The organism is Mitsuaria sp. PDC51 (assembly GCF_900113225.1).
Taxonomy (GTDB): Bacteria; Pseudomonadota; Gammaproteobacteria; order Burkholderiales; family Burkholderiaceae_C; genus Roseateles.
The window spans coordinates 1,378,780-1,392,032 of the sequence record NZ_FOZE01000002.1 but is presented as its reverse complement, the minus strand read 5'-3'; the positions used below and the strand labels follow the sequence as shown (position 1 = coordinate 1,392,032).

General features: G+C 69.2%; 9 protein-coding genes. 6 read left to right on the top strand and 3 right to left on the bottom strand.

Features of this window, described 5'->3' with window-relative positions; translation table 11 throughout:
• Positions 1-63 precede the first annotated feature (63 nt).
• The 5 genes from BM393_RS17525 to BM393_RS17505 all read left to right on the top strand — a co-directional run bounded on the left by BM393_RS17525 (position 64) and on the right by BM393_RS17505 (position 8,642).
• A complete protein-coding gene (locus BM393_RS17525) occupies positions 64-1,599 on the top strand; it encodes a CoA-acylating methylmalonate-semialdehyde dehydrogenase (RefSeq protein ID WP_091729235.1) in 1,536 nt (511 codons plus the stop codon).
• 101 nt (positions 1,600-1,700) lie between these two features.
• A complete protein-coding gene (locus BM393_RS17520) occupies positions 1,701-3,356 on the top strand; it encodes a diguanylate cyclase (protein WP_175538390.1) in 1,656 nt (551 codons plus the stop codon).
• A gap of 268 nt (positions 3,357-3,624) precedes the next feature.
• Positions 3,625-5,895, top strand: coding sequence for a TonB-dependent siderophore receptor (locus BM393_RS17515; protein ID WP_175538389.1), 2,271 nt, complete (start codon positions 3,625-3,627; stop codon positions 5,893-5,895).
• Between the two features lie 358 nt (positions 5,896-6,253).
• Positions 6,254-7,924 (top strand): N-6 DNA methylase, encoded by a 1,671-nt coding sequence (locus BM393_RS17510; RefSeq protein ID WP_217648463.1) that lies wholly within the window; start codon positions 6,254-6,256, stop codon positions 7,922-7,924.
• Positions 7,908-8,642: a hypothetical protein gene (locus BM393_RS17505; RefSeq protein ID WP_217648462.1), complete on the top strand. Its 735-nt coding sequence runs from the start codon at positions 7,908-7,910 to the stop codon at positions 8,640-8,642. The genes BM393_RS17510 and BM393_RS17505 overlap by 17 nt, the downstream gene beginning before the upstream one ends.
• Before the next feature lie 7 nt (positions 8,643-8,649).
• On the opposite strand, the gene BM393_RS17500 is transcribed toward BM393_RS17505, so the two are convergent.
• From BM393_RS17500 to BM393_RS17490, 3 genes are all read right to left on the bottom strand, one after another.
• On the bottom strand, positions 8,650-9,828 hold the full coding sequence (locus tag BM393_RS17500; protein ID WP_091729226.1) for a GGDEF domain-containing protein: 1,179 nt from the start codon (positions 9,826-9,828) through the stop codon (positions 8,650-8,652).
• A 25-nt stretch (positions 9,829-9,853) separates the two neighbouring features.
• Positions 9,854-11,008: a diguanylate cyclase gene (locus BM393_RS17495; protein WP_091729223.1), complete on the bottom strand. Its 1,155-nt coding sequence runs from the start codon at positions 11,006-11,008 to the stop codon at positions 9,854-9,856.
• Between the two features lie 175 nt (positions 11,009-11,183).
• Entirely contained in the window at positions 11,184-12,452 is a 1,269-nt protein-coding gene (locus BM393_RS17490; protein ID WP_091729220.1) for a septal ring lytic transglycosylase RlpA family protein, read from the bottom strand.
• A gap of 98 nt (positions 12,453-12,550) precedes the next feature.
• Here BM393_RS17490 and BM393_RS17485 point away from each other — a divergent pair, with 98 nt between their 5' ends.
• Complete coding sequence (locus BM393_RS17485) at positions 12,551-13,249, top strand: fumarylacetoacetate hydrolase family protein (RefSeq protein WP_091729217.1); 699 nt, start codon at positions 12,551-12,553, stop codon at positions 13,247-13,249.
• Positions 13,250-13,253 lie beyond the last annotated feature (4 nt).

Genomic DNA, 13,253 nt, shown 5'->3' with positions numbered 1-13,253 from the left:
CCTAGGCGGGGCAGGGCGCGCTGCCTAGACTCACGGCGATCCCCCAAGAAGCAGGAGACCGCCATGAGCCAGAGCGCCCCCGTCGCCCCCGTCGCTTTCACCGACAACGCCGACATCACCCACTTCATCGCCGGCGAGCGTCGCCCGGCGAGCTCGGGACGCAGCCAGGCGGTCTTCAACCCGGCGACCGGCCAGGTGGCGCGGCAACTGCAGCTGGGCAGCGCGGCGGACGTCGATGCCGCCGTCGCCGCCGCGCAGGCCGCCTTCCCGGCCTGGGCCGACGCGCCGCCGCTGCGCCGGGCGCGGGTGATGTTCAAGTTCCTGGAGCTGCTGAACCAGCACCGCGACCGCCTCGCCGCGATGATCACCGCCGAGCACGGCAAGGTCTTCACCGACGCCCAGGGCGAGGTCTCGCGCGGCATCGACGTCGTCGAGTTCGCCTGCGGCGTGCCGCAGCTGCTCAAGGGCGACTTCACCGAGCAGGTCTCCACCGGCATCGACAACTGGACCACCCGCCAGCCGCTGGGCGTGGTCGCGGGCATCACGCCCTTCAACTTCCCCTTCATGGTCCCGATGTGGATGGCGCCGATCGCCATCGCCACCGGCAACGCCTTCATCCTCAAGCCCAGCGAGCGCGATCCGTCGCCCAGCCTGGCCATCGCCGAGCTGTTCCAGCAGGCCGGCCTGCCGGACGGCATCTTCCAGGTCGTGCAGGGCGACAAGCAGGTCGTCGACGCGCTGCTGCACCACCCCGACGTGCGCGCGCTCAGCTTCGTCGGCTCCACGCCGATCGCGCAGTACATCTACGAGACCGGCGCCCGCCACGGCAAGCGCGTGCAGGCGCTGGGCGGCGCGAAGAACCACATGGTCGTCATGCCCGACGCCGACATCGACCAGGCCGTCGACGCGCTGATCGGCGCCGCCTACGGCTCGGCGGGCGAGCGCTGCATGGCGATCTCGGTGGCGGTGCTGGTCGGCGACGTCGCGGACCGCATCGTGCCCAAGCTGGCGGAGCGGGCGAAGGCGCTCAAGATCAAGAACGGCATGTCGCTGGATGCGGAGATGGGACCGATCGTCACGCGCGAGGCGCGTGACCGCATCGAGGGCGCGATCGCCCACGGGGTCGAGGAAGGCGCGACGCTGGTCGTCGACGGCCGGGGCCATCAGGTGGAGGGCCTGCCGGACGGCTTCTTCACCGGCGGCACGCTGTTCGACCACGTGCGGCCGTCGATGCGCCTCTACAAGGAAGAGATTTTCGGGCCGGTGCTGGCCTGCGTGCGGGTGAAGGACTTCGGCGAGGCGCTGGAGCTGGTCAACGGGCATGAATTCGGCAACGGCGTCGCCTGCTTCACCAGCGATGGCAACGTGGCGCGCGAGTTCGCGCGTCGCGTGCAGGTCGGCATGGTCGGCATCAATGTGCCGATCCCGGTGCCGATGGCCTGGCATGGCTTCGGCGGGTGGAAGAAGAGCCTCTTCGGCGACATGCATGCCTATGGCGAGGAGGGCGTGCGCTTCTATACGAAGCAGAAGAGCGTCATGCAGCGCTGGCCGGCGAGCATCGCCAAGGGCGCCGAGTTCGTGATGCCCACCAGCAAGTAGACGGGTCGGGACTGCCATCGCCGCTGGGCCGGTGGTGAGCGCGCCGCCCGATCGGCTACGCTTGCCGGATGTTTCCGAGCGGCGATCCCTCCTCCGATCCGATGTCCCCGGCAGCCCTCGACGGCGTGCCGCTGAGCGAGCTGCTGGCGCGCGCCCGTCTCGCGCAGCAGCAGGCGCGCCTGGACGACGGCCTCGCGCTGGCCGATGCCGTCTGGCATCGCGCCGATGCCGAAGGCTTCATCAACGAGCAGGCCGAAGCCGGCAAGCTGCGCAGCTTCTTCCGCCTGCGCATGGGCGACCTGCCGGGCATGCTGGACGTCGGCGAGCGCGCATTGCGATTGATGCGGCCGCTTGGCGCCAGTCCCGCCGCCTGCGAACTGCTGCGCTGGATGAGCCTGGCCGCCTGTGAGCTCGGCGCCTACGAGCAAGGCCTGGCCTGCGCGCATGAGGCGCTCAAGCTCGCCGGCGAGCTGGGTGACCTGCGGCTGCATGCCGTCGCGCTGAACGGCCTGGGCGCCTGCTTCGAGCGCATGGGCGACCCGTGGCAGGCCGAGCGCCTGATGAGCGAGGCGGCCGGCCTGCTGCGCACCAACCCCACGCCCTACGAGCGCGTGGTCACGCTGACCAACCTGTGCACCGTCGCGCTCGGCGCGTACCACCTGCAGCGCGACGGCGCCGCGCCGGAGCAGGCGCCCCGCACGCTCGAGCGCGCGCTGGAACTCGCCCGCGAGGCGCGCCCGCATTCGCTGCAACTCGGCGACCGCTACGGCATCGCGCTGACCGCCTCCAACTTCGGCGAGGTGCTGCTGCTGATGGGCCGCCTCGACGAAGCCGAGCCGCTGCTGACCGAGGCCCGCGACGACAGCCAGCGCGCCGGCTTCCGCCTGCTCGACTGGCGCCTGCGCTGCATGCTGGCCGAGCTGCAACTGGCGCGCGGCCAGTCCAGCGCCGCGTGGCAGCAGCTGCAGGCGCTGCATGAGGAGACGGTGGCGCTCGGCGCGAACGCCGGTGCCGATCCGCACGCCGCAGCGACCGCGCCCGCCGCGCCTTCGCAGGTGCCGCTGTTCCTGAGCCTGCGTCTGCATCACGCCAGCTACCGCGCGGCCCGGGCGCTGGCGCTGCTCGGGCCGTCGCTGTTCCACCTGGAGCAGGCGCGCACGCTGGAGCGACGCCGCGCGGTCGGGCAGCTGATGGCGCAGTCGCAGTACTTCGTCTCGCGGATGGAAGCGGAATTCGCCAGCGGCGCGACGAGCGGCGACACGCGCGACACGGCCGAGTTCAAGGATCCGCTCACCGGGCTGGGCAACCGCCGCTGCCTGGAGGCCCGCATGCCGCCGCTGCTGCGCGCGGCGGAGCAGGAAGCGCGGCCGCTGACGGTCGCCCTGATCGACGCCGACGGCCTGCGCAACATCAACGAGCGGCATGGCCACGAGACCGGCGACCGCGTGCTGCAGGAACTGGCGCAGCTGCTGCGCGAGAACACGCGCGGCTCCGACCTGCTGCTGCGCTGGAGCGGCGAGGAGTTCCTGGTGGTCTTCCCCGACACCGTGGCGGACCGCGCCTTCGAGGTCTGCGAGCGCATCCGCGCCAGCGTGTCGGTGCATCCCTGGCACCAGCTCGCGGCGGGCCTGGACGTGACCCTCAGCATGGGCCTGGCAAACGCGCCGCCCTATGCGACCGACCTGCTGATCGCGCGCGCCAACGCTGCGGTCGAGCGGGCCAAGCACCTGGGGCGCAACCGCGTCGCGCTGGCCTGAAGACCGCACACAGGGGCAGGCTTTGCCTGTGGCGCCTCCGCGCCTGTTTCTACAATGAGAAGAGTTCTCATCTGGCCGGTAAACCGGCGCGGTTGAGCCTCGCGCCAGCCTGATTCCCACGCTCCACCGCGCCCCGCGACCTTGGTCGCGCGCCCCGCGCGATGCCGGAGCCGGACCCGCAAGCCCATCCCCTCCACCTCCCTTCGGGGCCGGTGCGCCCGTGCGCGCCGGTGTGCGGGCTTGCGCCCGCCTGCTGCTGCTCTTTCCCATGTCGCGTTCTTCCCTGTCCCCCATCGCGGCCGCCGTCGCGCTGCTGATGTCCACCGGCCTGGCACTGGCCGAGTCCCACCCCCTGGCCGTCCGCGCCGCCGACGCGCCGGCGGCTGAACCCGCCGGGTCCACCGTCTCCGCGGACGCCGCCGTCGCGATCGCCCCCGACGCGGCGGAGCCGTCGTCCTCATCCGCGGCCGAAGACGGCCCGCGCGCCGGTCGCCGCAACGCGCTGGACCGCGTGACCATCAGCGCCGCGCGCAAGAAGCTCGAGGGCGCCAGCACGCGCCTGCCGCTGAGCGCGCGCGAGACGCCGCAGTCGATGAGCAGCATCGACGCGAGCCGGCTCGAGAACGAGACGCTGATCAGCATCAACGACGTGATGCAGAACATCACCGGCGTGAACGTGTCCTTCTACGACACGCAGCGCCCGCTGTACTTCGCGCGCGGATTCCAGATCACCGATTTCCAGATCGACGGCATTCCCACCTACAGCGGCAACACGCAGCAGGAGTTCGACACCGTCTTCTACTCGCGCATCGATGTCGTGCGCGGCGCCAACGGGCTGACCACCGGCGCGGGCGTCCCGTCCGCGACCGTCAACATGATCCGCAAGCGGCCCGAGAAGGCCTTCTCCGCCTACGGCGGGCTGGTGATGGGCACCGACGACTTCCACCGCATCGAGGCCGACGTCAACACGCCGCTGACCCAGGACGGCCGCGTGCGCGCGCGCCTCATCGCGGCGGCGCAGGAGCGTGACGGCTTCCGCCAGCGCCACAGCGAGACCAAGACGGCCTTCATGGCCACCATCGAGGCCGACCTGGGCGCCAGCACCACCGTCACGCTCGGCTACCAGGACCAGAACAACGTGCCGCAGGGCCCGATCTGGGGCACGATCCCGCGCTTTGCCTCGGACGGCTCGCTCGCGGGCCTGCCGCGCGAGACGAGCTTCTCGCCGTCCTGGACCCGCTGGTCGCGCCAGAACGGCACCTTCTACGCGCAGCTGGAGCAGAAGCTCGGCGACGACTGGACGCTCAAGGCCATCGCCAACCACAGCGAAGGCGACACCTTCCGGCTGGCCACCTACGCCAGCGGTTATCCGGACCCGGTCACCGGCGCCGGGCTGAAGCTGCTGGCGGCCGTTGGCAAGAGCTGGGAGCGTCGCGACAGCCTGGACGTCTACGCCGCGGGCACGCTGTCGCTGTTCGGCCGCAAGCATGACCTGGTGATCGGCGCCAACGGCGTGAAGACCACGACCGTCACGCCCACGCTCACCTCGGTGGCCGCCTGGAGCTACGCCATCCCCGACATCCGCAGCTGGGATGGCAGCGCGCCGGCGCCGACCTTCAGCGCCACCGGCGCCAAGCGCGTCGCCGAGACCGAGCAGAGCGGCCTCTTCGCGATGGGCCGATGGAAGCTGCTGGAGCCGCTGTCGCTGGTGACCGGCGCGCGGCTGAGCTACTGGAAGACCGCCACCGACGCCTTCAACACGGCGGGCACCTACACCGGCACGACCGGCGCCTACAAGGTCAGCAACGAGGTCTCGCCGTATGTGGGCATCGTCTACGACCTGAGCGATGCGCTGTCGCTCTATGCGAGCTACACCGATCTGTTCAAGCCGCAGAACTACAAGGACCGCAACGACAACCTGCTCTCGCCGATCCGCGGCAGCAACACCGAGTTCGGCATCAAGGGCGAGTTTCTCGACAAGCGCCTGGCGATGTCGGCCGCGGTCTTCGAGGCCAAGCAGGACAACTACGCGGTGCGCGACGTCGCGGTGCCGGAGGGCTCGCTGCCGGACGGCAGCTCCGCCTACGTCGGCGTGAACGGCACCCGCACGCGGGGCTTCGAAGTCGACGTCGCCGGCCAGATCGCGCCGGGCTGGACGCTGAGCGCCGGTTACGCCAACACGCGCATCACCCGCCACGCGCTGGACCTGATCTACGCGAACCTGCCGCGCCACACGCTGCAGCTGAGCACCAGCTACCGCTTCGGCGGCGCCTGGGAGCGGCTGAGCGTCGGCGGCGGCGTGAACTACCAGAGCACCGTCACCGGCTACGGCATCGCGCATCCGACCCTGGGCACGACCACCGTCACCCAGGGCGCCTATGCGCTGCTGAACCTGCATGCGACCTACCAGCTCAACGAGCGCTTCAGCCTGGGCCTGTCGATCCGCAATGCGCTCGACAAGACCTACTGGACCAACCTGGACTATCCCAACTACGGCGATCCGCGCAGCGTGATGCTGAGCGTGCGCGGCCGCTTCTGACCATGGCTGGGAATGCCGCCACGGCGAATGCCGGATCCGCGAAGGCCGGAGAACCGAAGGTGCGTACAACACCTTCGGCGCGGGCGAGTTCTCTTACGGCTTCCACTCGAGCTGCGCTCGGCGCAGCAGAGCCAACAGATCCCTGGAAGGCCGCCGGGCGGAGGGGGCTGACTGGCGGCGCTGCTGATTCTGATGCCGCTGACCTGATGCCACGCTGACCGTCAAGTTTGTTGTCTCTTCGCTGAAATCGCCTCTCAGCGCCGGGGCGTTTCAGAGGCCACTGTTAATATCCACAGCTTTCAAGGGGCGCTCCGCATCGGGATGATGCGTCGCTCGATGCAAGGCGAGGGGCGGAAGCGTGTTACAGCAATTGAGTCTGGATGGGCTGGAGGATCGAAAGGCTCGTGGAGCCTTCTTCACGCCTCCTGAGATCGCACGCTTCATGGTCGACTGGGCCGTGCGCTCCAAAGGCGACGCAGTGTTGGAGCCTTCGTGTGGGGAGGCAGCCTTTCTTCTGCCTGCTGCGCGACGTCTCCATGCCTTGGGAGCGACAAAGCGTGCAATCAGTCAGCAATTGGAGGCGGGAGACATTCACCAGGCGTCTGTCGAAGAAGCGCAGAAAGTCCTCGCGCGCGAGGGCTTTGGAGCGAAGACCGACGTGGGTGACTTCTTTTTGAAGTCTGCGTCCCCCAGTTTCGACGCAGTTGTTGGCAATCCACCCTACGTGCGGTACCAACAGTTCGGTGGGGCATCGCGCGCGGCGTCTCTACAGGCAGCGCTACGGCAGGGAGTGCGCCTGACGCAGTTGGCGAGCTCGTGGGCTGCGTTTACGGTCCATGCATCTGCGTTTCTCCGGCCTGAAGGCCGACTGGCGCTTGTCATTCCCGCTGAGCTACTGTCGGTCAAGTACGCAACCCAGATTCGACGTTTTCTGCTCGATCGCTTCGCAAGCGTCAGGCTCGTGTTGTTTGAAACACTTGTCTTTCCTGGTGTCCTAGAGGATGTAGTGCTTTTGCTCGCGGAAGGCAGTGGCGGCGCTCAATCATTTGAAGTCTTTCAAGCGCGCTCTGCGGCTGACTTGGCGACCAAACTTCCTGCACAGTGGTTGAAGTTCAAACCGGCGACCGACGACAAGTGGACGGGAGCACTGCTTTCAACCGACGCCTATCGCCTGTATGACGAGGCAGTAGGCAGTGCTGACATCGAGACGATGTCGGCATGGGGCTCTACCTATCTTGGAGCGGTCACAGGCAACAATGACTTCTTTACCCTGAGCGAAGTTGACGTCGAGCGGATGAAGTTGGGATCCGCTGAGCTCATGAAGATATCGCCGCCGGGCGCACGCCATTTGCGGGGATTGAACTTCTCTGCGCAGGCTTGGCGAAGCATGGTCAAGGGCGGAGAGCGCTGCTATCTCTTCAAGCCTGGATCTGAGCCTTCGAAGGCGGCTCGCGACTACATTGCGTACGGCGAATCCCTTGGGGTACACAACGCCTACAAGTGTCGGGTGCGAGAGCCATGGTGGGTCGTGCCGGTCGTGGCCAAGCCCGATCTGCTGATGCCTTACATGAATCATGATCGTCCGCGTCTGGTGCGGAACGGAGCAGGCATACAACTGCTCAACTCGATCTACGGAGTCAAGCTGGAAGCTACTCGGCGCAAGCTTGGCCAGGAGCTGCTTCCGCTGGCGATGCTCAATAGCCTTACGTTGCTTGGCTCAGAGATCGTAGGGCGCGCTTATGGTGGCGGCATGCTCAAACACGAGCCCACGGAAGCAGGAAAGATTCCGCTGCCCTCACATGCAGCCCTGGAAGCAATGGCGGATCCATTGAAGAGCGTCCAAGATTGCGTGAACTCGCTACTGGAGCGCAACGAAGTCGAGGCGGCCGCCTCAGTCGTTGACGATGTCTTCCTCCGAAAACGACTAGGTTGGACCGAATCGCGTCTGAAGGCAATCCGTGAGGCTAGGGCGACCTTGGTGCAGCGACGCCTTACCAGGGGGAAGGGAAAGAATGGCTCGGATCGATGACGTGCTCGCCGCTGCGTTGCGGCAATTGCCTGAGAAGCCAACGGATGACGCGAAGCAGGAGTCCAAGAAGCGCTATAGCGAGCTGGTGTCTCAGCAAGTGGCGTTGGCAATTGCAGATGAGCTGCGTCATCGAGGGCTGAAGGAAGCTCGCCCATATGCCTCTGACAAATCGGGTGACTCCGGCGCAGAGCGACGCATGGCTGGGGGCCTCGGCGCCAAGAAGGTTGACGTCACGTGGGCGACGGAAGAGTCGGGTCTGCTCTGTGCTGTCTCCGTCAAGACGATCAATTTCAGGGACAGTAGAACGAAGAACTACCAGAAGAATCTGATCAATCGGCGCGGCGACATGCTGATGGAAGCTGTCACGTTGCATCGACGTTTTCCCTATGCGGTGCTCGCCGGCTTCTTCTTTCTGGATCATGGTGCCGAGCACGACGGGACGCTTCAGCGCCGGTCGACCTTCCTGAATGCACACGCTCGCCTTCAGTTGTTTTCAGGGCGTAGTGATCCGGCGGGTCGCGAAGAGCAGTTTGAGCGGTTCTACTTGATCCTGCTTGATGCCTCTCCCATGAATGTTGGGTTGCGAGCGTTCGCCGTCGGTGCACCGAAAGAAGAGGTTCCGCTCAGCGATGTCCTGGATGATCTTCTGAAGCTAGTTGCACAACGCAACCCCGACTTCTACGAGTTCGACGACGGCAAGCTAAAGCGCGCATCGTGACGCGCCATCAACGCGCCGGTTCCTGCTCCACCGCCTGTACGACGTTGCGGCCCTGCGCCTTGGCGCGGTAGAGCGCCTGGTCGGCGCGTCGCAGGACCTCGGCGGCGCTGACGTCGGCGGCCGAGGACTCCGCGATGCCGAAGCTGGCCGTCAGCGTCCAGGCCTGCCCTTCCCAGGCGAAGGCGTGTCCGGCCAGCAGCGCGCGCATGCGCTCCGCCACCAGCGCCGCGCCCGCGATGCCGGTGTGGGGCAGCAGCACGCAGAACTCCTCGCCGCCCAGACGCGCGAGGCGGTCGACCTCGCGCAGGCAGGGCCGCAGCACCCGCACCAGTGCCTTCAAGGCCGCGTCGCCGGCTGCATGCCCCAGCGTGTCGTTGAGCTGCTTGAAGCGGTCCATGTCCAGCAGCACCAGCGCGTAGCCGTGGCCGCGCATCTGGCGCGAGTGCTCGGCATCGACCGCCTCGGACAGCGCGCGCCGGTTCAGCGCGTCGGTCAGCGGGTCGCGCTCGGTGAGGCGGCGGATCTCCAGCACCAGCTTCATCAGCAGCAGGAAGGCGATCCAGCCGTTGATCAGCAGCGCCAGCACCAGCGACGCCCACAACCAGGCGATGTTGAAGTCGGAAGCAACGTCGATGTCCGCGGTGCGGCCCGGCGCGAGCAGCGCCTCCACCGGCCGCGCCAGCAGCAGCAGGCCGACCGCCATCAGCGGCGCGGCCAGCGTCAGCGCCGCGCGCGGGGCCAGGCCGCGCGCGCGCAGCAGGCGCCAGGCATCGACCGCCGCCAGCACCGCCAGCGCCGCCATCGCGCCGTAGATCAGCAGCTTGTGCCCGAGCGTGTCCGGCCCGCCGGTGAAGCGCGCGACGACGATGCCCACGGCGATCGTCGCGCCGCCGACCGAGCGCCAGGGCGCGGGCCGCTCGCCCACCACCGGCACCGCCAGCCGGATCAGCGCGAAGGCGATCAGCGACAGCAGGTCCGACCACCAGTAATGCTGCGGCGACACCAGCCCGAGCGCCTCGTGGAGCAGGAACGAAGCGCCCAGCGCCGCGTTGGCGCCCGACAGGCAGGCACAGGCGCCGGGCGATTCGCGCAGGCCGGCGGCGATCATCAGCCAGACCACCGCGGCGATGCCGAACAGCACCACCAGTGCGGCGATCAGCGAGACCGGATCGGCGGCGGGCAGCATCAGGCGGGCTCCATCGTCGGGGGACTCACGCGAACTCCGCTTCGCCGGCGGCGCGCAGGACGCGGTTGCGGCCACGCGCCTTCGCGGCATACATCGCCGCGTCGGCCCGCGACAGCGCACCGTGGCCATGGGTGTCGCCGGCGCGCATGGTGGCGACGCCGAAGCTCGCGCTGATCGGCCAGAGCTTGTCGCCCCAGGCCAGCGGGTGTTTCTGCAGCAGCTCGCGCAGGCGCTCCGCGACCAGCATCGCGCCGTCGAGCTCGGTGTCGGGCAGCAGCACGGCGAACTCCTCGCCGCCGAGCCGGCCGAAGCAGTCGGTGTCGCGCAGCGTCGCGCCCAGCACGGCGGCCAGGTGCTGCAGCGCGGCGTCGCCGCCGGCATGTCCCAGTTCGTCGTTGATGCGCTTGAAATGGTCCACGTCCAGCACCATCACCGCGTTGGCGCAGCCGCGTTCGGTCAGCGCCTGCAGGCGTGCGAGATGGTCCTCGATCGCGCGCCGGTTCAGCAGGCCGGTCAAGGCGTCGCGCCGCGTCAGGTGGCGCACGCGCGCGATCAGGCGCTGCATCACCAGCGCGATCAGGCCGGTGGCGATGGTCAGGTCGACGACCAGCCGCAGCATCGCCAGCGGCGCGTTGGCGCCCAGCCCGGCGACGCCCAGTCCCGCCGGCGTCCAGCCCAGCAGCCCGCCGGCGCGCCAGAGGCAGCCGCCGGCCAGCACGAGGTAGGGCGTCACGACGATGGCGGTCAAGCCGGCGCGGAAGCCGGCGCCGAGGGCGACGTCCCAGGCGGCCATCAGCGCGAGCACGCCGCCGGCGATGTTGGAGACGGCCCGCGCCGAGGACAGGTCCGGATCGCCCGCGGTGAGGGCGGTCGCCACCAGCCCCAGCGCCACGATCGCGAGGATGTCCGGGGCGCCGTAGCGCACCCGCATCAGCCCGCGCACGCCGGCGGCGAGCAGTCCCGCCGCGATCACGTCCAGCGGCAGCGCGACCAGGCGCTCCATCGCGGCCGGCAAGGCGGGCCACCAGGCCAGCGCGCACACGCCGTGATAGGCGGAGAGCCGACGCGCCGCGCGCGGCGCGATGCGCAGCACCTCGCCCAGCGCGAGCCAGACGATGCACGCGACGGTATCGATGACGGCGATCACCATCAGCAGCGTGGCGGCGTCGAGCGGCGGCATGCGGGTCATCTTCGCAGGGCGATGCGCGGCGCACCATCGCGCCGTCGTCACCGGCCCCGGCTTCCTCTCCCAGGGACGAAGCGCCCCACGGCGCCCCGCCTGGAACGGGGCAATCGGCGTGCGGGCCGCGCCCGGTCAGGGTGACCGACGGGCGCTCGCCGGTGTTCCGCGGCGCTCAGCGGCGCTCGACCAGCACCGGCGTCAGCGACATCGCGGTGCGCACCCGGTCGGCGGCGGCGCGCGCGTCCTCGCGGCTCGCGAAGGGGCCGGCCTGCAGGCGGTGCAGGTTGCGGTCCTTGAAGATCGTCAGCATCGGCGCGATCTCCTCCATGCCGCGGGTGAACTGCTCGCGCAGCTGCTCCGCGCCTTCGAGCCGCGAGAAGGCGCCGAACTGCAGCCAGAAGCCCTGCGCCGCCGCGGCGATCTTGAGCGCGGGTACCGGCGCCTGCGGATCGGCCGCGGCGATGGCGCCGGCGGTGGCGACCGCCATGGCCTCGGCCTTGGACTGGCCGGACGGCGGCAGGTCGCTGCCGGGCGGCAGCGCGGTGATGGGGATCGGCGTCAGGCTGGCATCCGGCCCGGCGTCCGGATTGGCGGACGGCGTCGTGCCCGTTGCCGTGCCCGTGCCCGTCGCCGCGCCGGTCGACGTTCCCGGCTTGTCGGCGCGCGCCACCGCCGGAACCACCGGCACCGGCAGCGGCACCTGCGCCGGCACGGTCACCGGCGCGGCCGGCGGACGCAGCTGCGCGGTCGTCGTCGGATCGGGCGCGCCGCTGGGCGTCGCGGCGGCATAGACCGGCGTGTCGGGCGCGACCTTGGGATCGGGCGACAGCGTGTCGCGGTCGCGGGTCCAGGCGCCGGTGCGGATGTCCTCGTAGGTGATGCGCTCGATCTCGACCGGCGCCACGCCGTTCAGCACGCCCAGCTTGAGCGCGGCGGTGTAGCTCAGGTCGATGATCCGGCCCTTGTGGAACGGTCCGCGGTCATTGATGCGGACGATGACCTCGCGGCCATTCTTGGGATTGCGCACGCGCGCGTAGCTCGGGATCGGGATGGTCGCGTGGGCGGCGGTCATCGCGTACATGTTGTAGATCTCGCCGCTGGACGTCGGCCGGCCGTGGAACTTGCGGCCGTACCAGGACGCCAGGCCCTTCTGGACCAGCGGCTTGTCGTCGGCGATCGGCTCGTAGCGCTCGCCCAGCACCTCGTAGGGCTTGTTGGGGCCGCCCTTGCGGATGGATTCCAGCCGCGGCACCGCGTCGGGCACCTTCTGCAGGTCGGGCGGGACGACGGCGTCGGGGCCGTCGCGGTCGGGCCAGGAGGAGGGCTTGGGGCCGCCCGGGGCGGGGCGGCTGGGGGTGGGACCGCGGCTGGCGCAGGCGGCCAGGATCAGGGCACACGTCAGGACGGCCAGGCGCTGGCCGGCGGGGCGGGCTTCAAACATGGCCGCAACCCTAGCAATGCCGCGTGGATTTGCCAAGGTTATGCTCCGCGCTCCCCTCCTTCCTTGCACGATCGTTGCGATCGTTACCTCCGCACGCCATGAGCACTTATGTCTTCCCCCCAGCGCCGCAGGCCGCCGTGGCCGTGCGCGGCAGCGATGCGCGCTATGCCGTGAGCCGCATCTTCTGCGTCGGTCGCAACTACGCGGCGCATGCCCGCGAGATGGGCAGCGATCCGGACCGCGAGCCGCCGTTCTACTTCACCAAGCCGGCCAGCGCGCTGGCGCCGTCGGGCGGCACCATCCCCTACGCGCCCGGCACGAAGAACCTGCATTACGAGATGGAACTGGTCGTGGCGATCGGCAAGCCGGTCTTCAAGGCCACGCCCGAGCAGGCCGCCGACGCGGTCTGGGGTTACGCCGCCGGCCTGGACATGACGCGCCGCGACCTGCAGAACGAGGCCAAGGCCATCGGCCGGCCCTGGGACCTGGGCAAGGGCTTCGAGCATTCGGCCGTCATCACGCCGCTGGTGCCGCGTTCGGAGCTGGGCGAGTTGTCCCAGGGCGCGATCACGCTGGCGGTGAACGGCGTCGAGAAGCAGCGCGGTGACCTGTCCGACATGATCTGGAGCATTCCGGAGCTGGTGGCCAACCTGTCGCAGTTCTATCACCTGGCGCCGGGCGACCTGATCTACACCGGCACGCCCGAAGGCGTCGGCCCGGTGAAGCCGGGCGACGTGATCACCGGCGTCATCGAGGGCTTCGGCGAGCTGTCGATCACCATCGGCGACGCCGAGTAATCCA